This is a genomic window from Achromobacter ruhlandii (assembly GCF_902859695.1).
GTDB classification, from domain to species: Bacteria; Pseudomonadota; Gammaproteobacteria; order Burkholderiales; family Burkholderiaceae_B; genus Achromobacter; species Achromobacter ruhlandii.
On sequence record NZ_CADIJL010000016.1, the window covers coordinates 18,223 to 37,244 of the forward strand.

The window sequence follows — 19,022 nt, forward strand, 5'->3', positions numbered from 1 at the left end:
ACCTTCCCCACCGGCCCCGGGTGCCGGGGCAAGGAGACCACCATGGAGAACACCGAAGCCCTGTCCCGGGCAATCTCCGTACAACTCGCCGCCGCCGTCGCCATCAACACCAGCCACGGCGATATCCCCCTCGATGACGAAATGCGCGTCGCAGTCGACAACGCAGTCCGGCCCATCCTCAAGCGCCGCTTGAATGCGCGCCTCGCCGACAACACCCCGAAGGAATGACCATGCCCGTAAAGAAGCGTGAAGCCATGCGACAAGCGATTCTCAACGCCGCCGCGCTGGTTGAAGCGATGGATCTGGAACAGTTGTTCGGCGAGTTCTACGCCGAAGTGGGAGGCGATGCGAACGCAGAGCAAGCTTTAACGGAAGCGCAATCCAAGTTGGTAGGCCGGATTCGCGCACTTGATCGCAAACCAGCACCGGGCCGCTGAGGCTCAGCGGCCCAGAGATCTGGGCTGGTGTTACTTCACCTTAACTTGGCGCCCTTCAGACTCCATCAGCTCCGCGAACTTTTCCCACGACATGCGGCGCTTGTTGACGGAGTTGCCCGCAGGAAGCCATTCCACATTGCCCTTACTGACCAACACGGTTCCCAACTTCTTTTTATCTTTGCGAACCTCAATTTCCACATCTTTGTGCAAGACAAGCTTGTCATTGATGTTCATGCTGACTTCATGGGCCATCTCATAACTCCAGAATTAAGAGGGGGAGATGTAAATGTAACTTATGAATCAAAGTTGTACTAAATAAATCCGGAGTTCTCATGATCAAGTTCATCGAGGCCCTGCTCGACATCCTCGCGCCCATTCTCAGCGTGCTGGACCGCAACGGGAAGCTGTAATTCCCTCGATATTGGAAGAACACAACCATGGAAGAAGTGACCATTCACGAAGCGGGCGCGCTACTCGCCGCCACCGGCCGCATCATGATGCGCCACGGTGTGCATTTCGACGTTCTGATCGGTGACTGCCGCGACGATTGCAGCGATAGCGACTTGCTGGAAATTATGGGCAATGCAGGCGTGCCGGAAGAACGGGCCCGCGAACTGCTTCGCATGGACCTCAGCGACGTTGTCGCCGATCTGCACTTCGGCACCTGACAGCCCCGGCTCATGCCCAGCGCGCAGCGCCGACTACCAGCATTACGAGACCGACGCCAGGCATTGCTTGCCAAGCTCTTCCATCCGCCTGGCGACGGCCTGAAGCGATTGCCATTCGATAGGAAGCTCGCAGAACCAGCGAAAGCTGACAACGTTGAAACCGCTAGTGAATTCCAGAGAATAGGTCTCGCCGTCGACGCCCGCGACGACAGGCGACACTACTTGCACGGATGCCTTTGCCAATAGTTCGTAAAGCTCAAGCCCGGAAGCAAGCTCAAGGTCGATAGTTGGGAATGCCTGTCCCGGCGTGCCCCATGGATCGGGCTGCATCCAATCACCGATTAGAAGCTGCGCTGAAACCCGGCAGACGGACGGATGTGCGGCAAATGGTCCCATGAGCTGGGCAGCGACTCCTTCGCCCATCGCACGATTTACGGAGAAATTGAGCAACCAGTTTTCGGGTGTCTTCATATGAGAACAAAATCGAAGCCGGTTTTGCCCAGCGATTTCCACTATGGAAGAGTGCGGGCAAGTATAGCTTTGCCAGTCCCCGCACGCTGGGGCGGCTTCGGAGAGCAGGCCGGCGCCGCTTCGCCACCGGCGCAAAAAGTGACCTTCCCCTGGAAGTGAACTGATCGGGCCTCCGGCCTGCTCTCCGAGGCCTCACCACCGCGCATTCGCGCAAATCCCCATGACCTACATCGAAACCCTCGCCTGGGGCCTGGGCCTGTTCGCGTTCGCGCGGCTGGTGCTGGCGCCCCTCGGCGACTACCTCTCACGCCGCTACGTCGCGGCCGATCCCTGGAGCGCTACCCAATGAACACCATCAGCGCAAGCGCGCCCCCGGCGCGCATCCGCCCCCTGCGCATCGCCGCCAAGGCGCCCCGCAAGCTGGGCGACCTCATCGCACCGCGGGACCACGCCGGCAAAGGCAACTGGAGCCAGGATGCGGATATCCCGTGGTGGGCATGGCCCGCCGCCGCGGTCTTGGCCGCGTTCTTCCTCTTCGGCCCGCAGCCGTTGGGCTGGATCCTGCGCAGCGTCTTATGAACGGAATTGACTCATCCCGCGTGACCGCGCTGGGTGGATTCCGCCCGTGCCATTGCCTCGGCGTCGGGCACAGTGGGAAGACCCAAAGGCCGAACCGGCGGTACAGGCCGAGAAAATCGGGATTTTCCAGACCACACGCGGGCGACCGGCCACTTACGACCTGGCCAATGCTACGGCGTGTCTCCGCAGACCATTAGCAATATATGGCGCCGCCAGGGGACCATGCCCAATGAACCTTGAACTACTCAGATAGGTAACTTCGGCCTTTCGCCGCGCTCGATTGACGTGAGAGCGTGCCGAAAGATTTGCAGCGTTTGGGCGACAGATTCCTTCGCCAACTTTGCCGCGAGTAGCTCATGGCGCCACTTAGTACCCTGCAGATCGTTGCGCCACCTATTAGCAGCGTGACGCAGTTGAACCTCCATCTTCCGCAATACACGGCATACGTCGATGAAGTATGCACAGAGATATCCAGTGGGTAGCTGATGAACGTTGACACGGTCCATAGCACCCAGCAGTGCGCCCACGTCATCAATGATCACGTCCGTTCGCAAGACCTCTTCAGCAGGCACATAGCCATCAAGGACATCTTGTATGTAAGCCATCAACCAATGCGCTTGGCCGATGAGGCTGCAAATCGGCTCGAAAGCGTCAATTCGCTCCTCAATCCTAATCTGTGAGTCGCGCCTCATTTGCAAAGTGTGCTGCCACAGGACAAAGCCCGCTCCCGACACAATTGCCACGACTGAGAAGATGGCCTGAATCCATGCTGGCGCTCCCTCACTATGAAACAGAGCTTGACCCCATGGGGAAAGCGCGCCACCGATAAGGAGCATTCCCATCAGTAAGGCAAGTATTGCCCACTCATACCACTTGAAGTTCTTCAATTGCAGCTCCCGTTGGAATTCTGCCGCGCATCGTATCCCAACCCTCCAAGGGTGTCAGCCGTCCCGCCCCGGGCGGCCCGCTCCCCTTTGTCCACTCACTTCAATCTGAACAGACCATGGCAAAAAATCGAAAGACGTTTATGACGCAGAAGGCCAAAGCAACCTCCTCAACTTCGACCCCGCCAAGCTGACCCTCGTCACCGACGAAAATGGCCCGCTCCACGACGCACGTGTCCATCTGCCGGTGGACGAAGCGCTGGCCCGCAATATCGACTACCAAGGCGTGCAGGAACCCATCGCAGTCTCCAAGAATCCCGAGACCGGCGAAACCGAGGTGGTGTTCGGGCGCCAACGCGTCAAGGCTGCCCGACTTGCCAACGAATGGCGGCACCACCGCGGCGAGCCCGAGCGACAAATTCCGGCAGTCGTGTACCCAGGGAAGTGGCAATCAGCTCTGGACGCCATCGCCAGCGAGAACGAAGCCCGCACGGCCGACAGTCCGCTCGGCCGCGCCGAGAAAATGCGTCGGCACCTGGCACTGGGCAAAGGTGAAGACCAGATTGCCGTCATCTACAACTGCAGCGTCGCCACGGTACGCGACACGCTGGTCCTGCTGGATAGCCCCAAGGTCGTGCAGGATGCCATCGAGGCCGGGCAAATCACCCTTACCCATGCCAAAGCCCTGGCGAAGCTCAATCCAGAAGATCAGCGCGCCAAGGTGGCCGAACTGGTCGCAGCTGGCAAGGACGCGACGCCCCACCAGCGCAACCGCCAGCAGGCCGCAGTCATGGGCGAGCGCCCCCGCGTGAAATCCCGCAAACAAATCCTGGCGGCGCTGGAGCTGGCGCAGGGAGACTACGCTGCGGCTTTGCGCTGGGTGCTAGGGGCAGAAGACGGTGCCATAGCATAATCCCTGTTCGCTGGCACCCATATCCCGTAGGGATTAGGCAGTGGAGCTGACCTCTCGCTTTAGCAACTGATAGCCGCTCTCCGATAACGACTCAATCAGCGGCATTGCAACTTTAATTCCCTGTTGCATGAATTGGACAACCTCAAGTCGCCCCGCCCGAGTCTCTAGCGCTTCATCCACCGCAAAGCTCACCATTGGGTGCAATTGCGAAATAACAAGTGCCATTTCGTGGGCAAGCGATTCCCTTAGTGGAAGGAGTTGTTTGGGCGCGGGCAAGTCTGCCATTCGGTAAGCGTCCTGAATATCGGATATGACTGCCCTTATGTCTTTGACACTCAGATCAACTTTTTCCACACCATCGATGGTGTTGGAACATTCGATGAGCACGGCATGGAAGCCTGCCAATCTTGGATAGGCCTCGCCAATCACAAGTACAGCCTCCGCGTATCGCTCCATACGCTGCGTCCGATACTGCCAACTAGCAATGGCGACGGCGGCGACCGTGGCTCCGACAGTACCAATCGCGGTCATAGCCGCAAGCAAGCTGACGTTTGCCAGCGCCCCGGTTCTATCGCGCCAACTCCAGCCAAATACAAACCCAGCAATTGCAGTTGCTGCTGCCACGGCTACCCAGAAGACCGTTAATCGCCAGTCTTCGAACTTCACATCTTTCATATCGCCCCCCCTCGCGGGCGCCCTCTCTGGCGCAATCGCGATCGTATCTCATTGAGCAGGAGCCATTTATATGAACCGTAGCCGCAACATCGGCGGTGTGGCCAAGGGAATCAAGGAGTATTCCCTGCGCGTGACCGTGCCGATTCCCTTTGACGATGACATCAAGTGGGCCGAAATCTTCGGCGCGACCATCACGGTGTTTCCGTCCTCGCCCGGCGGCAAGCGCGAAACCTACCTGGACTGCTGCACGTCCGAAGTTGGCAAGCAATACACGGTCGACAACGAAGCGCGCCGTACCCTCACCATGTTCGCCGTCAAGAAGGTGGATGAATGACCAATGCCAACCATCAAGCGCAGACGCGCGCTGTCACGCAACCGGACAAGGAAGTCCTGGCTACCGGCACGCTGGTCTACGGCGTGCCGTACCAAGGCCGCCGGCACTACAACTTCGCTATGCGCCTGCCGACCATGGGCGACAACATCGACGCGCTGGAGACCCACCCGGACGCATCGGTCGCGCGCATCGACTTGGCCATGTTCGCCGCGTGCATGCAGCGCCTGGGTGACATCCCCGAGGATGACATCACCTTTGAGCTGCTGGCCACGATGGTCCCCACGGACCTGGACGTGATCTATGCGGAGATGAGCGAGGCAAAAAAAAGCTGCTGTTGCCGAACGTCGCCTGCGAACCTTCCGAAAACTCATCCTCGTCCTCGGAAAACACGGCATCTCAGAGGACCGCGTCCGTAGCCTGACCTTTGAACAGGTGCAAGGCTACCTGGAATCCCAGGCTGAACTGAACGGGACAGCCAGGGATTCCGGCAATTCGACCACTCGCCGCATCGTCAGCCAGCGGCGTATCAAACCCAAGAAGCGGGGCAGACCGACGCACGCCGCCAGGTCGTCGTCGCAGACCATGTAGCAAGAGGTCCACCGTGTCCAATACCAACATGAAGGCTGCCCTTGAGATCGTCGTCAGCGACCGGGGCAGCCGTGACGCCGCTCAGGCTGTATCCGCTGTTGCGCAGAAGAAGCAGGAGGCTGGTCGAAACCCCAGTCCTTGCGAATCACCTTGTAGACATGTGACAGGAAGGCCATGCGCCGCGCCACGGTGGCCGGCGCTCGGTCCTTGAGCCATTCGTCGCGCAACTCCGTCAGGTCGGAGCTACGGATGCGGTCGACCGGGCGGATGGCCAGGCGCGTGGCGCGCCAGATACGCGCGATGGATTTACGCGCGATGGATTGTTCGGAGACGTGGCCCTTCTTGGTGGCGGAAACCTCGGCCAGATAGCACGTGAGCGCGTCGGCAAGGGTCGGGGCGGGCTTTCGGCGAGGCTGACGGCGGGACCAGGGTTTCATGGCTCGGCAGGGGCGTTATAACCGGGCAGTATCCCCGATTTACCGCCCCAGCCGCAGGCCGGGTTGAGGGCCAAGGTGGTGGGGGGATGCCTGCCTTGCCCCCTGATCGCGCGTCCTGGGGCGTTTTGGCGGGTCTCAGCGGTATCAAATGACGCACCGATCCGTCTCAAACGACGCGCCGCGCTACAGTACGCCCACCTTGCCCCGACGCACCTGGCCGCACACGCTGAGACGGTCACGTTTTGGTCACAGCGGGCGGCAGAAACGAAACAGCCGCCATTGCTGGCGGCTGTAAATACCTGATTTACCGGGTATTTTTTGGTAGGCCCCCCGAGAGTCGAACTCGGCACCAACGGATTATGAGTCCGCTGCTCTAACCAGGCATGAGCTAGAGGCCCAGGAAACTTATTGCCCTTCCAGGAAGCTCTTCAGCTTGTCGGCCCGGCTCGGGTGACGCAGCTTGCGCAGCGCTTTAGCCTCTATTTGGCGGATGCGCTCACGCGTGACGTCGAACTGCTTGCCCACTTCTTCCAGGGTCTGGTCGGTGCTCATTTCGATACCGAAACGCATGCGCAGCACCTTGGCTTCCCGCGGGGTCAGGGAGTCTAGCACTTCCTTGACCACGTCGCGCATGGAACCATGCAGCGCGGCGTCCGAAGGCGCCAGGGTCGAGGTGTCCTCGATGAAATCGCCCAGGTGCGAGTCGTCGTCGTCGCCGATCGGCGTTTCCATGGAGATCGGCTCCTTGGCGATCTTCAGGATCTTGCGGATCTTGTCCTCGGGCATGTCCATCTTCTGCGCCAGGGTCGCGGGATCCGGCTCGGCGCCGGTTTCCTGCAGGATCTGGCGGCTGATCCGGTTCATCTTGTTGATCGTTTCGATCATGTGGACCGGAATACGGATGGTGCGCGCCTGGTCGGCGATGGAGCGGGTGATGGCCTGACGGATCCACCACGTCGCGTAGGTCGAGAACTTGTAGCCGCGACGGTACTCGAACTTGTCCACCGCCTTCATCAGGCCGATGTTGCCTTCCTGGATCAGGTCCAGGAACTGCAGGCCACGGTTCGTGTACTTCTTGGCGATCGAGATCACCAGGCGCAGGTTGGCCTCGGTCATTTCGCGCTTGGCCTTGCGGGCCTTGGCTTCGCCAGTGGCCATGCGCTTGTTGACGTCCTTGAGGTCCTTGAGCGGCAGCACCACGCGGGTCTGCAGGTCGATCAGCTTCTGCTGCAGTTCCTGCACGGCGGGGATCTGGCGCTCCAGCGTTTCGGCGTACGGATGGCCGGCGGCCACTTCGTCGACGACCCACTGCAGATTGGTTTCGTTGCCCGGGAACACCTTGATGAAATGCGTGCGCGGCATGCCGGCACGGTCCACACACGTGTGCAGGACGGCGCGCTCGAGCTGGCGCACTTCTTCCACCTGGTTGCGCAGCGTGTCGGCCAGCTTCTCGACCATCTTGGCGGTGAAGCGGATGCCCATCAGTTCGTTCTGGATCGACTCCTGCGCGCGCACGTAGACGTCCGACTTGTAGCCGTCCTTTTCGTACGACAGGCGCATCTTGTCGAACTGCTTGCCGACCTCGTCGAATTTGGCCAACGCCTTCACGCGCAGGTCTTCCAGCTGCTTGCTGGACATGCCGCCAGCGGGGCCGTCATCGCTCTCGTCTTCATCGGCGGTGACGCCGGCGCCGGCATACTCTTCGCCGTCTTCCGGATCGACCAGGCCGTCGACCACTTCGTCGATCTGCGCCTGGCCTTCACGCACGCGCATGACGTGAGCGAGGATTTCGTTGATGGTGGTCGGGCAGGCCGAGATGGCCATGACCATGTGCTTCAGGCCGTCTTCGATGCGCTTGGCGATCTCGATTTCGCCCTCGCGCGTCAGCAGTTCCACCGAGCCCATTTCGCGCATGTACATACGCACGGGGTCGGTGGTGCGGCCGAAGTCGGAGTCCACGGTGGTCAGCGCGGCTTCGGCTTCGTCTTCGACGTCATCGTCGTTGGACGCAACCGGCGCGTTTTCGCTCATCAGCAGCGTTTCGGCATCGGGCGCCTGGTCATAGACCGCGATGCCCATGTCGCTGAACGTGCTGATGATGCCGTCGATGGCTTCGGCGTCGACCAGGTCATCAGGCAGATGGTCGTTGATTTCGCCGTAGGTCAGGTAGCCGCGATCCTTGCCCAGCTTGATCAGCTGCTTGAGGCGGTTGCGGCGGGCTTCGTATTCTTCGGCCGAGACGGGGCCGCGGGCGATCAGATCCTTGGGATCCGCCTTGCCGCGCTTGCCACCGCGCTTGGGCGGCTTCAGGTCCGGCAGGACCTCGCCTTCGCCGTCCATGGTGTCGTCGAAACCGTCGGAATCGTTGTTGGCGTTCTTGGCCGGGCGACCCGGGCGGCGGCCGCTGGGGGCCGGACGCGCGCTGCCGACCAGATCGGCCAGCTTGTCCTCGGCCTTCTTGGCACGCGCCTTGGTCACCTTCTCGGGCTTGTCTGCCGCCGCCGTCTTGGCAGCCGCCTTCTTGGCGGCCGTCTTAGCGGCAGGCTTGGCGACCTTCACCGCCGTCTTGGCGGGCGCTTTTTCCGCCGCCATGCTGACGACACGCTTGGCCTTGGTGGCCTGGGTGTCGGTCGCATCAATTGCAGAGGAGGATTTGCCGGTGGATTTGGTCATAGTCGCTTCCGTGGTCGTCGCAACCCGTTCGGGCATGTGCACCGCATGAAACCGCTGCCGGGCAAAGGCCCATCGCGGCATCCATGCGGGTAAAACTGGTGAATCGGCGGAAGCCCTGCGGCTGCGTTGTTCGCGGCACAAGCTCTTGCGAGCCCGCCTGGCGTCATTGCGGTCCGTGACCGGCTGAACGCCTGGCGTGCATGGTTTCATCCAGCCGCGGACTCCCGGCATCGAGGGGGGCTGTCTGCCTATAAATAGGCGTTGCTTGCCTGGCGGGCCTTGCCCTTGGCAGCTAAATAGACACAGCACCCAAACCTCAGACGCGACGCGAAGATAACCGCCGCCGAACTGCGTGATTCACCACTCAGCTATAGTAATTAACTATGTAACAAATTTGATGCGCACGTCCGCTTTTTTTCGCGCTGGCGCTCGGGGCTTATCCACCCCAGACCGACCCGTTCAACCGGTATCCGCCTTGCCCGCCAGCCCGGCATCGCTTCAGCCGACCTGCCCATCAAACCCTAAAACTATTAGATTCCAGCAGCGGAAATAGATTCCGTCCGCCGTTCTTTTTCCTGCCGCTTGCGCAATCGTTTTCGCGCAACCGTGCCCCAACACTGGCGCGATAACGAAGGATTCATCGCAATACCGCGCCTGCGCGCCTACAAATACCGCGCCTACGCGCCCTGCATCCCGCCGGCACAGATTCAAGGCCGATTCATTCAACCGGCTTTCAGCCTGCATTCAACATCGCGGGATCCTGGCGCCGACAGGTCATCGCCATACAGCCAACAACTACCGCCACAAAACGGTTTGCGGCAATGCCGCGGCGGGAAAACCCTTGATTTTACCGCATTTAGCGTATGCCGGCACCTTTGAGCACCAGCATCCGGCTCGACAGCTCCAGGTAGCGCTTGCGCGCCTCCTCGGTTGCCAGGCCGGCCGCGGCCAGCTTGGCCATTTCCGCCTTCGCCGAATCGAATTCGATGCGCCGCAGCGCATCGTCCCATTCGGTTTGCGGATCCGGCAGATCTTCCTGGGACAAAATGTCGACCCGCAGCCCCTTGAGCACTGTCGCAAGATCCGAGTCCGGCTCGGCCGCTTCCAGCAGGGCGCCCACATGGCGCGCACCGCTGGATTGGGCCAGCATGATCAGATCCCTTACCAGTCCTAGATGGGGGCCGTGGTCGATGACTTCAAGCTGCTGGTCGCCCATCGAGTCGACCAGTTCCGGGTGGGCCAGCAACAGACTCAACAGGCGCTTGGCCAGCGAAGGCATGGTGCGGCGCCCTTCGAAGCCGCCGACGTCATCGCGCCTGCCCTTCCAGTTGCCCTTGCCGCCTTTCCAGTCGCTTTTGCCCTTCCAGTCGCTCTTGCCCTTCCAATCGCCCTTGCCTTTCCAGTCCTGCTTGCCACCGCCGCCACTCCAGCCGCCCGATTCGCCGCCTGGCGACGAGAATTGGCCATAGTCCACGTACTCGCCATCGTCGGCGGGAATGTCGTGGAAATCGTGGCCTGCGAAGTCGTAGCCGCCTTCGTGTGGCACGCTACCCTCTTGCGGCGCCGGTGCGCCGGCGATGCCCGCCTCGCCCGCGGCCGGCTTGGCCGGCGCGCCGAACGGCTTGGCGGGTTGCTGCGCCAGCACCTGCGCCATTTCCTCCGGCGTCAGCTGCACCAGCTTGGCCATCTCGCGTTCGATCTGCACGCGCAGCGCGCATTCCGGAATCGACGCCAGCAGGGGCTTGGCCTCATGCAGGCAGCTGGCGCGCCCTTCGGCTTCGTCCATGTTATGGCGCGATGCCAGCTCGTCCAGCAGGAAGCGCGACAACGCCACCGCCTCGCCCAGGCAAGCACGGAACGCTTCGGCGCCCAGTTCGCGCACATACGAATCCGGGTCATGCTCGGTTGGCAGGAACAGGAAGCGGATGGCGATGTCGTCGCGCAGCACCGGCAGGCACGCCTGCAGCGCGCGCCACGCGGCCCGGCGGCCGGCGCCATCACCGTCGAAGCTGAAGATCACCTTGTCGCTGGTGCGCAGCAGCTTCTTGACGTGATCCGGGGTGGTCGCGGTGCCTAGCGTGGCAACGGCATTGGCGATACCCTGCTGCGCCAGGCCGACCACATCCATGTAGCCTTCGACCACGATGACCTGACCTTCCTGGCGGATCGCCTGACGCGCTTCCCACAGCCCGTACAGCTCCTGACCCTTGGAAAACAGCGGGGTCTCGGGCGAATTCAGGTACTTGGGCTCGCCCTTGCCGATGATGCGGCCGCCAAAGCCGATCAGGCTGCCGCGCGCATTGCGGATCGGGAACATGATCCGTTCGCGGAAGCGGTCGTAGCGCCGGCCGTCCTCGGACTCGATGACCAGGCCCGACTCCACCAGGGTCGGATCTTCGTAATTCGGAAAAACCTGCGACAGCCCATGCCGGTCCGTGCCGGACCAGCCCAGGCCGAAATGCGCCGCGATCTCGCCGGTCAGGCCACGTTGCTTCAGATAGCGGATCGCGGCGGGCGATGCGCGCAACTGCTTCAGATAATGGGCTTGAGCGGCGTCCAGCACCTGCGTATGGCGGGACTCCTCGGCCTTGCGGCGCGCGGTTTCCTGCTGCTGGCGGGGACTGCGATTTTCTTCGGGGACCGTCATTCCCGCCGAAGCCGCGAGCGTGCGCACGGCCTCGGGGAAACTGGCGCCCGTATGTTCCATCAGGAAGGTGATGGCACTGCCGTGGGCGCCGCAACCGAAGCAGTGATAGAACTGCTTGGTGGGACTGACAGTGAACGACGGACTTTTTTCGTTATGAAAGGGGCACAGGCCAAGCAAGTTGGCCCCACCCTTTCGCAACTGCACGTATCGCCCGACAACATCGACAACGTCGACCCGGGCGAGTAGTTCCTGGATGAATGATTCTGGAATCAATAGATTCGGGAATCAGAAATCAATACAGGCGCGGGGGCAGTTGCTGGCTACGGATGCGCTTGTAGTGGCGCTTCACAGCGGCGGCGTGCTTGCGCTTGCGCTCGGCCGTGGGCTTCTCATAGAACTCGCGCGAGCGCAGTTCGGTGAGCAAACCGGTCTTTTCGATGGTGCGCTTGAAGCGACGCAGAGCGGCTTCAAACGGTTCGTTTTCCTTCAGTCGAACGATAGGCATAAAGTGATTGGCCTGCTTGTAGGGTAACAAAAGTTGATGACAAACCTGGCTTGCTTACCAGCAACGCCACGTGGTTCCGGACGGCGAACCGCCTGTAAGCTCAGGCCGCAGACTACGCACGCAACAATAGTAATCGCGCATGCTGTCCGGACCAAGAGTTCAAGAGCCCCGCGCACAGGATTCCCTGCCCGCCGACCCCTTCGCTTCCAGGCGCCAGCGCCAAGAGCCTTGCAGCGCTAAAGTCCTAAAATCGGCTGGCTCTAGGGCCGGCTGGCTGCTGACTGGCAAAAGTCTCCAGGGCCGGTTGCGTTACCCAAAGACTACCTAAAGAGTAACAAGCCAAGTTCGGTTTAGCGATAACCAGCGATTCTAGCATGGTCATGGCTATTTTGACTACCGGGGGAACAGTCTGGCACCCTGCCCTCGCACGATCGTGCCGCGCATGGGCGGCGGGGATCGCCAGACCATCCGTCCCCCTATGATTTCAGCCCTTCGAACCCTTGCGGATCCAGGCTTCCAGCTGGTGCGGACGCAGGCTGTCGTAATCCTCGAACGGCTGATGGATCCAGGGGTTGGTCGGCAACTTGTCGACGTAATAATCGGGCTGCGCCTGGGAATGCCCCTTCCACCACAGCACGGCGCTGCGCAATTCGGTGATGTCGGCGAACTGGCTCTTGAGGTGGTCGTACACCTTCATGAACGTCTTGCCGGTATCCACCATGTCGTCCACCAGCAACACCCGCCCGGACAGCGTGCCGCGCGTGATGGTGATGAACTGCGCGATATCCATATCGCCCTGCTTGGTGCCCGCGGCTTCGCGGTAGCTGCTGGTCGCCAGAATGCCCAACGGCACATCAAAAATACGGGACATAACGTCGCCAACGCGCATGCCGCCACGCGCCAGGCACAAAATCTTGTCGAACTCCCAACCGGACTGATGCACCTGCAAGGCCAGGCGCTCGATCAAGCGGTTGTAGTCGTCCCACGTCACCCACAGATGGCTATCGTCACTGGTTGGCGCGCTCATAGGCAAGGATCTCCTGCGTGAAAATACGAAAAGGCCGCCGCCGGTATGAGCCGGCGGCGGCCTTGCGAATGATAACCCGATGTCAGCCCTTCAGGGGATGACGCAGCACAATGGTTTCGTTGCGGTCGGGACCGGTGGACACCAGGTCGATCGGCACGCCGCAGACTTCGGCCACGCGCTCCAGGTAGCGACGGGCGGCCTCGGGCAGCTTGTCGTACTCGGTGATGCCGACGGTGGATTCGCTCCAGCCAGGTAGCTCTTCCAGCACCGGCTGCGCTTGCGCCACGGCATGGGCGCCGTAGGGCAGCACGTCGCGGAATTCACCGTTGACGCGGTAGCCCACGCCCAACTGGATGGTTTCCAGGCCGTCGAGCACGTCCAGCTTGGTGATGCACAGGCCGGTGATGCCGTTCAGGCGGACCGAGCGCTTGAGCGCGGCGCCGTCGAACCAGCCGCAGCGGCGCGGACGGCCGGTGACCGAGCCGAATTCCTTGCCGATGGTGGCCAGGCGGGTGCCGATCTCGTCGACCAGTTCCGTGGGGAACGGGCCCGAGCCGACGCGCGTGGTGTAGGCCTTGGTGATGCCCAGAACGTAGTCCAGCGACTGCGGACCGACGCCCGCGCCCGCCGAAGCGGCGCCGGCGACGCAGTTGCTGCTGGTGACGAACGGATAGGTGCCGTGATCGACGTCCAGCAGCGCGCCCTGCGCGCCTTCGAACAGCAGGCGCTTGCCTTCCTGCTGCATGGTGAACAGCGTGCTGGAGACGTCCGCGACCATCGGGGCGATCGCCGGCGCCAGCGCCATGGCCTGATCACGCACTTCGTTGGCCGAAACGGCTTCGGCGCCCAGGTACTGGGTCAGCACGAAGTTGTGGTAGTCCAGCACTTCGGCGAGCTTTTCGTCGAACAACGCGGGGTTGAACAGATCCTGCACACGCAGCGCGCGGCGCGCGACCTTGTCTTCGTAGGCCGGGCCGATGCCGCGGCCGGTCGTGCCGATCTTGCCATCGCCCTTGCGCGCTTCGCGGGCCTTGTCGACGGCCACGTGGTACGGCAGGATCAGCGGGCAGATCTCGGAAATGCGCAGACGCGAGCGCACGTCCAGGCCGGCGGCCTCGAGCTCTTCGATTTCCTTGAGCAGGGCCTCCGGCGACAGCACCACGCCGTTGCCGATGAAGCAGGTGACGCCGGGATGCATGATGCCCGACGGGATCAGGCGAAGAATGGTCTTCTTGCCATTGATCCACAGCGTGTGGCCGGCGTTGTGGCCGCCCTGGAAGCGGACCACGCCCTGGACGGATTCCGCCAGCCAATCGACGATCTTACCCTTGCCCTCGTCACCCCACTGGGTGCCGATTACGACTACGTTCTTGCTCATGTTACGAATCAATATCGAGTTTCTCGGGAAATCCGGAAATCTCCCCGCGGCCCTCTCGTTGCCGAGAGGGAGTTAGTCACAGCGTTCTGACCGTCCAGGCGCCATCCTGCAGCGCCAGCTCGCGATCGCAAACGAATTCGTCCTGATCCTGCTCGTGACCGGGCAATACCTGAACGACGATTTCCCCTGACCGGCGCAGGCGGCGGACCGCCTCGACCAGGGCGGGGGCTTGCCCCCAGGGCGCGCGAACCGCACGCGCCCGTTCCGCCGGCGGCAAACCCGCCGCCAGCTTGCGTAAATCCAGACTGAAGCCGGTGGCCGGACGGGCGCGCCCGAACGCCAGGCTGACGTCGTCATAGCGGCCGCCGCGCACCAGCGCGTCACGCCAGCCTTCGGCGTACAGCGCGAACTTGATGCCGGAGTGGTAGCCGTAGCCGTCCACATCCGCCAGGTCGACACCGAAGTCAACGTTCGGCTGGCCATCCACCAGCACCTGCAGCGCATCCAGCGCGGCGACGACGCCAGGCAGCAGCGGCAGATCGTGGCGGGCCCGCTTCAGCACCTCGGGACCGCCGTAAAGCTTGGGCAGCAGCTGCAACGCCTTGAGCGTTTCAGCGCGCATGCCGGGGGTGCGCGCGGCCAGTTCGGTCAGGCCAGGCACGTCTTTCTCGCGCATCAGGCGGATGACGTCCTGCGAGACCGCGGCAGCGGCCGGATCGGCTTCGACGATGCCGCGCAGCACGCCCGGATGGCACAACACCAGGCGCGGATTGCGCACGCCGGCAATGGCCACGGTTTCCAGCACCAGCTGGATGATCTCGAGGTCGGCCTCGAAACCGGCATGACCGTAGATTTCGGCGCCGATCTGCAGCAGCTCGCGGCTGGACAGCAGGTCCGCCGGGCGCGCATGCAGCACGTTGCCGCAGTAACACAGGCGGGTTACGCCAGCGCGGTTCAACAAGTGCGCGTCGATGCGCGTGACCTGGGGCGTCATGTCGGCACGCACGCCCAGCGTGCGGCCCGACAATTGATCCACCAGCTTGCAGGTACGCAGATCCAGATCGCTGCCGGTGCCGGACAGCAATGAATCGATGTATTCGACCAACGGCGGCGCGACCAGCTCGAAACCGTAAGTGCGGTACAGATCGAGAAGTTCGCGGCGCACTTCCTCGATGCGCCGGGCCTCTGCCGGGAGTACGTCGGCAAGGCTCTCGGGCAGCAACCAGTTACCCATGAATGTTTACCTGAATAACGCCTAGAGATGCGTGGGCGTCGCCCAAACGAAAAAGCGGCTGAGGGGGCGTAAGCCCGCTCAGCCGCTGCGGAATGTTTTCTAGCTTACGGGGTATTGTACATGGTTCAGCCGACAGCGCCAGCCGGGAAAGCCAGCGGCGCAACACCGTCCCCGATTGCCGAACCACCGCGGGCGACCCGGCCTGGCCGCCAGGAAAAAGCCCCTTGGCGCAGGCCAAGGGGCTTGGGGATACCGCCTGCGGCGCCGCCTTATTTGGCGGGCACGGTCACCGGGGCCAGGGCCTGACCGGTGGGGTCCTTCATGAACTGGAAGAAGCTGGAACTGGGGTCCACCACCAGCACGTCGCCCGGCTTCGAGAACGAAGCGCGGTAGGCCTCCAGGCTCTTGTAGTACGTGTAGAACTGCGGGTTCTTGCCGTAGGCCTGCGAATAGATCGCGGCGGCCGCAGCATCGCCCTCACCCATGATCGTCTGGGCCTTGGCATAGGCCTGGGCCACGATCACTTCGCGTTGGCGATCGGCTTCGGCGCGGATCTTCTCGCCCTCGGCGGCACCGATCGAGCGCAGCTCGTTGGCGACGCGGGTACGTTCGGCTTCCATGCGGCGATACACCGACTCCGAGATCTCGGGCGCGAACTCGATGCGGCGCAGACGCACGTCGACGATCTGCACGCCCAACGGCTCGGCGCGCTTGGCGACGTTGGTCAGGATTTCGGCCATGATCTTGTCGCGTTCGGTCGAGACCACGTCGCGAACCGTGCGCACGTTGACCGAGGCGTTGAGCGCATCGCGGATCAAGGCCTGCAGGCGCTCCTGCGCCACGCGTTCATTGCCGCCGGTCGACACGTAGTACTGGCGCGGATCGGCAATGCGCCACTTGACGTACGAATCGATCAGCAGGTTCTTCTTTTCGGAAGTCTGGATGCGCTCGGCTTCGTTGGTTTCGATGGTCAGGATGCGCTTGTCCAGCGTCACCACGTTCTGGAACGGCGGCGGCGCCTTGAAGTACAGGCCGGGCTCGTTGATGACCTTGCGCACTTCACCCAGTGAGAACACCAGGGCGTAGTCGCGCTCGCGCACCACGAACACGCAGGAAGAAAGGGCAGCCAGCACGATGAGCAGGCCGACCAGGATGGGCATAAGACGTTGCATGATCAAGAATCCTCCGGGTTAGCGCGACTGGCGGTCGCGGGGCAGCGCGTTGCTATTGCTGCTGCCGGAGGGTTGCGGGGCCGGCGCCACGTTGCCGCGGAGCGGCGTCTGGGCGGGCGGATTGATCAGGGTCGACGAACCGGCGCTGCCGGCCGTGGACTTGCTGGCGTCTTGCGCGGCCAGATGCATGATCTTGTCCAAGGGCAGGTACAACATGTTGTTGTTGCTCTTGGTGTCGACCATGACCTTGCTGGCACGGGTGAAGATCTCCTGCATGCTTTCGAGATACATGCGCTGGCGCATCACCTGCGGGGACTTCTCGTATTCGCCCAGGATGCTGGTGAAGCGCGCCGTATTACCCTGCGCGTCGCCCACCACCTTGGCGCGGTAGCCTTCGGCCTGCTCGGTCATGCGCGAGGCCTGACCGCTGGCGAGCGGCACGACCTGGTTGGCATAGGCCTGGCCCTCGTTGATCTGGCGTTCGCGATCCTGGCCCGCCTTGACGGCATCGTCGAACGCGGCCTGCACCTGCTCGGGCGGCTGCACGTTCTGGATGGCGACGGTACTGACCTGCACACCGGTCTGGTAGCGGTCGAGGATCTGCTGCATCAGCGTCTGGACCTGGCTGGCGACGGCGGTACGGCCCTCGTACAGCACGAAGTCCATGGACTGCTTGCCCACCACTTCCCGCATGGCGGTTTCGGATGCCTGGCGCACGGAATCGTCAGGGTCGCGGGTCATGAAGAGGTAGTCCGGCGCGCCGTCGGCACGCAGGCGGTACTGCACGACGAACTGCATGTCGACGATGTTCTCGTCCGTCGTGAGCATCAGCGCCTCGGGCAGCACCTTGTTGCGGGCGCCGCCACGGAAACCGACTTCGAACGTGCGCAGTTGCGACACGTTGACCATTTCATGGCTCTGGATGGGGTACGGCAGGCGCCACTGGAAGCCGGCTTGCGATGTGCTCTTGTATTTGCCGAACTGCGTGACAACCGCGACCTGGCCTTCCTGGACGATATAGAAGCCGCTGGCCGCCCAGATGCCGACCGCGACCAGGGCGATCACCCCCAGTCCGATGCGGGCGCCGCGCGGCGACGGCGGCGTCATGCCGCCGCGATTGCCGCCGGGGCGGTTGTTGCCCCCCCCGCCCTTGCGGCCGAACAACGATCCGATGCGATTATTGAAATCGCGCCAGACCTCGTCGAGGTCGGGCGGACCGTCTCCGTTGCCTTGGGGCCGCTTGGGCGGCGGCTCGGAGCCATTATTGTTTCCACGACCCCAGCCGGGGTCATTCAGATTGAAGAGTTTGATAATTCGCGGCATTGTTTCCCACAATCTGTCCGGTCTCCGCAATTGCCCCGCGCAACGCGTCCAAACCGGCGCGCTCGGTGGCGCTTACAAATACTCGCGCAATCGTACCATGGGCGTCGCGCTCCGCCCGGGGTTCCAGGCCAGCGCGGTCGATCTTGTTGTATACCAGAATGGTGGGAATCGCGGCGGCCCCGATTTCCGCCAACACCTTATTGACCTCGAAGATCTGCTCGTCGCGCTGCGGACTGGCGGCGTCGACCACATGCAGCAGCAGGTCGGCATGCACGGTCTCTTCGAGCGTGGCGCGGAACGCCGCGATCAGGTCGTGAGGCAGGTCGCGGATGAAGCCAACGGTATCCGACACCACGACATTGCCCGCGCCTTCGATCCAGATACGGCGGGTGGTGGTGTCAAGCGTGGCGAACAACTGGTCCGCCGCGTAGGTATCGGCGCGGGTCAAGGCGTTGAACAGCGTCGACTTGCCGGCGTTGGTATACCCCACCAGCGACACCGACAAGGCGCCGCCGCGAGCCCGCGCGCGCCGTTGCGTGACGCGCTGGCGCTCGACCCGGTCAAGGCGCTCGCGCAGCGTCTTGACCTTGGCGCCGATCATGCGACGGTCCATTTCGAGCTGCGATTCGCCGGGGCCGCGCATGCCAATGCCGCCGCGCTGGCGCTCCAGGTGGCTCCACATGCGGGTCAGGCGCGTGGCCAGGTGCTGCAACTGGGCCAGTTCGACCTGCAGCTTGCCTTCGTGGCTCTTGGCGCGCAGCGCGAAGATGTCCAGGATCAACGCCACGCGATCCACCACGCGCAGGTTGAAGACCCGTTCCAGGTTGCGCTGCTGGGCCGGCGACAGCGGCTGGTCGAACAGCACGATGTCGGCCAGCAGCGCCTGCGCCATGCCCACGCCTTCGTCGGCCTTACCGGAACCGATGAAGAACTTGGCGTCGGGCCGGTCGCGGCGGGCCGTGAGCGTGCCAACGATTTCCGCGCCGGCGCCCTTGGCCAGCATGGCGAATTCCTCCGCGTGGGCGGCGAAGTCGGGATCACCCAGATCCACGCTGATGATCAGTGCGCGCATACATG

Annotated in this window: 22 protein-coding genes and 1 tRNA gene; 8 read left to right on the forward strand and 15 right to left on the reverse strand. The window is 62.7% G+C overall.

Annotation, left to right across the window (positions count from 1 at the left end):
- Positions 1–42 precede the first annotated feature (42 nt).
- Together HV742_RS19135 and HV742_RS19140 are read left to right on the forward strand one after the other, a co-directional pair.
- Positions 43–228, forward strand: a complete 186-nt coding sequence (locus HV742_RS19135; RefSeq protein ID WP_175146151.1) for a hypothetical protein — start codon at positions 43–45, stop codon at positions 226–228.
- Positions 229–230: 2 nt separating this feature from the next.
- Entirely contained in the window at positions 231–437 is a 207-nt protein-coding gene (locus HV742_RS19140; protein WP_175146152.1) for a hypothetical protein, read from the forward strand.
- 30 nt (positions 438–467) lie between these two features.
- Here HV742_RS19140 and HV742_RS19145 read toward each other — a convergent pair whose 3' ends face one another.
- The gene (locus tag HV742_RS19145) at positions 468–689 is read right to left on the reverse strand and encodes a hypothetical protein (protein WP_175146153.1); all 222 of its coding nucleotides are present in this window, start codon (positions 687–689) and stop codon (positions 468–470) included.
- A gap of 185 nt (positions 690–874) precedes the next feature.
- Here HV742_RS19145 and HV742_RS19150 point away from each other — a divergent pair, with 185 nt between their 5' ends.
- Positions 875–1,105 (forward strand): hypothetical protein, encoded by a 231-nt coding sequence (locus HV742_RS19150; RefSeq protein ID WP_175146154.1) that lies wholly within the window; start codon positions 875–877, stop codon positions 1,103–1,105.
- A gap of 42 nt (positions 1,106–1,147) precedes the next feature.
- Here HV742_RS19150 and HV742_RS19155 read toward each other — a convergent pair whose 3' ends face one another.
- Positions 1,148–1,576 carry a hypothetical protein gene (locus HV742_RS19155; RefSeq protein ID WP_175146155.1) on the reverse strand — a complete coding sequence of 143 codons (429 nt, stop codon included), beginning with the start codon at positions 1,574–1,576 and terminating at the stop codon, positions 1,148–1,150.
- Between the two features lie 220 nt (positions 1,577–1,796).
- Between HV742_RS19155 and HV742_RS32470 the strand changes: the two genes are divergently transcribed.
- Together HV742_RS32470 and HV742_RS19160 are read left to right on the forward strand one after the other, a co-directional pair.
- A complete protein-coding gene (locus HV742_RS32470) occupies positions 1,797–1,925 on the forward strand; it encodes a hypothetical protein (RefSeq protein WP_024069489.1) in 129 nt (42 codons plus the stop codon).
- Positions 1,922–2,155 (forward strand): hypothetical protein, encoded by a 234-nt coding sequence (locus HV742_RS19160; RefSeq protein WP_175146156.1) that lies wholly within the window; start codon positions 1,922–1,924, stop codon positions 2,153–2,155. Before HV742_RS32470 ends, HV742_RS19160 begins: the two co-directional genes overlap by 4 nt.
- 245 nt (positions 2,156–2,400) lie before the next feature.
- Here the strand turns inward: HV742_RS19160 and HV742_RS19165 are convergent, their stop codons facing one another.
- The gene (locus tag HV742_RS19165; RefSeq protein WP_175146157.1) at positions 2,401–3,042 is read right to left on the reverse strand and encodes a hypothetical protein; all 642 of its coding nucleotides are present in this window, start codon (positions 3,040–3,042) and stop codon (positions 2,401–2,403) included.
- A gap of 244 nt (positions 3,043–3,286) precedes the next feature.
- On the opposite strand from HV742_RS19165, the gene HV742_RS19170 reads away from it, so the two are divergent.
- Entirely contained in the window at positions 3,287–3,952 is a 666-nt protein-coding gene (locus HV742_RS19170; protein ID WP_254601185.1) for a ParB/RepB/Spo0J family partition protein, read from the forward strand.
- Positions 3,953–3,985: 33 nt separating this feature from the next.
- Here HV742_RS19170 and HV742_RS19175 read toward each other — a convergent pair whose 3' ends face one another.
- Positions 3,986–4,627 carry a hypothetical protein gene (locus HV742_RS19175; protein WP_175146158.1) on the reverse strand — a complete coding sequence of 214 codons (642 nt, stop codon included), beginning with the start codon at positions 4,625–4,627 and terminating at the stop codon, positions 3,986–3,988.
- A 70-nt stretch (positions 4,628–4,697) separates the two neighbouring features.
- On the opposite strand from HV742_RS19175, the gene HV742_RS19180 reads away from it, so the two are divergent.
- Complete coding sequence (locus HV742_RS19180) at positions 4,698–4,961, forward strand: phage tail protein (RefSeq protein WP_175146159.1); 264 nt, start codon at positions 4,698–4,700, stop codon at positions 4,959–4,961.
- Positions 4,958–5,377: a hypothetical protein gene (locus HV742_RS19185; protein ID WP_175146160.1), complete on the forward strand. Its 420-nt coding sequence runs from the start codon at positions 4,958–4,960 to the stop codon at positions 5,375–5,377. The genes HV742_RS19180 and HV742_RS19185 overlap by 4 nt, the downstream gene beginning before the upstream one ends.
- A gap of 225 nt (positions 5,378–5,602) precedes the next feature.
- On the opposite strand, the gene HV742_RS19190 is transcribed toward HV742_RS19185, so the two are convergent.
- The 11 genes from HV742_RS19190 to hflX form a co-directional block, all read right to left on the reverse strand.
- Positions 5,603–5,986: a site-specific integrase gene (locus HV742_RS19190; RefSeq protein ID WP_254601187.1), complete on the reverse strand. Its 384-nt coding sequence runs from the start codon at positions 5,984–5,986 to the stop codon at positions 5,603–5,605.
- 319 nt (positions 5,987–6,305) lie between these two features.
- Positions 6,306–6,384 (reverse strand) — tRNA-Ile (locus HV742_RS19195).
- A gap of 7 nt (positions 6,385–6,391) precedes the next feature.
- On the reverse strand, positions 6,392–8,659 hold the full coding sequence (gene rpoD, locus HV742_RS19200) for an RNA polymerase sigma factor RpoD (RefSeq protein WP_049075163.1): 2,268 nt from the start codon (positions 8,657–8,659) through the stop codon (positions 6,392–6,394).
- An 856-nt stretch (positions 8,660–9,515) separates the two neighbouring features.
- The gene (gene dnaG, locus HV742_RS19205) at positions 9,516–11,579 is read right to left on the reverse strand and encodes a DNA primase (protein ID WP_175146161.1); all 2,064 of its coding nucleotides are present in this window, start codon (positions 11,577–11,579) and stop codon (positions 9,516–9,518) included.
- Positions 11,580–11,598: 19 nt separating this feature from the next.
- Positions 11,599–11,811, reverse strand: a complete 213-nt coding sequence (gene rpsU / locus HV742_RS19210; RefSeq protein ID WP_006218592.1) for a 30S ribosomal protein S21 — start codon at positions 11,809–11,811, stop codon at positions 11,599–11,601.
- Between the two features lie 484 nt (positions 11,812–12,295).
- Positions 12,296–12,838, reverse strand: coding sequence for a phosphoribosyltransferase (locus tag HV742_RS19215; protein WP_006387865.1), 543 nt, complete (start codon positions 12,836–12,838; stop codon positions 12,296–12,298).
- A gap of 82 nt (positions 12,839–12,920) precedes the next feature.
- Complete coding sequence (locus HV742_RS19220; protein WP_049075168.1) at positions 12,921–14,216, reverse strand: adenylosuccinate synthase; 1,296 nt, start codon at positions 14,214–14,216, stop codon at positions 12,921–12,923.
- Positions 14,217–14,292: 76 nt separating this feature from the next.
- Positions 14,293–15,450: an ATP phosphoribosyltransferase regulatory subunit gene (locus HV742_RS19225; protein ID WP_049075169.1), complete on the reverse strand. Its 1,158-nt coding sequence runs from the start codon at positions 15,448–15,450 to the stop codon at positions 14,293–14,295.
- Between the two features lie 269 nt (positions 15,451–15,719).
- Entirely contained in the window at positions 15,720–16,622 is a 903-nt protein-coding gene (hflC, locus tag HV742_RS19230) for a protease modulator HflC (RefSeq protein WP_049075172.1), read from the reverse strand.
- Between the two features lie 18 nt (positions 16,623–16,640).
- A complete protein-coding gene (gene hflK, locus HV742_RS19235; RefSeq protein ID WP_049075178.1) occupies positions 16,641–17,945 on the reverse strand; it encodes an FtsH protease activity modulator HflK in 1,305 nt (434 codons plus the stop codon).
- A complete protein-coding gene (gene hflX / locus HV742_RS19240) occupies positions 17,911–19,017 on the reverse strand; it encodes a GTPase HflX (RefSeq protein WP_049075180.1) in 1,107 nt (368 codons plus the stop codon). Before hflX ends, hflK begins: the two co-directional genes overlap by 35 nt.
- Between the last annotated feature and the right edge of the window lie 5 nt (positions 19,018–19,022).